Genomic DNA, 281 nt, shown 5'->3' with positions numbered 1-281 from the left:
TCAACTTCGATTTCTCTTAGTGTATGACAGATTCTTGTCTTTTCCGGCTTGAGTTGGAGTCCAATGGGCTTTAACCATTCGGAGATAACAATCTTGCACTGTTCAATGATTTCGAGGTTTGGTGATATGACTACAAAATCATCGGCGTATCTGACGACCGTTGCTTTTACCTTCTGTTTCTTTTTGTTAGGGTAGATTTTGTTAATGTGCCTCACCATTCCATCCAGTGCGATGTTGGCGAGGAGTGGACTTATTACCCCTCCTTGAGGTGTCCCGGCTTT

The 281-nt window shown here is 43.4% G+C and carries 1 protein-coding gene; it reads right to left on the bottom strand.

From position 1 onward, the window contains the following. Window positions 1–281: reverse transcriptase/maturase family protein (locus AC0QHF_RS00235; RefSeq protein ID WP_324702185.1), on the bottom strand; the 281-nt coding region annotated here is incomplete at both ends.

Source organism: Lyngbya sp. CCY1209 (assembly GCF_055795065.1).
The sequence above is the reverse complement of the archived record's forward strand: the minus strand, read 5'-3'. Positions and strand labels throughout refer to the sequence as shown.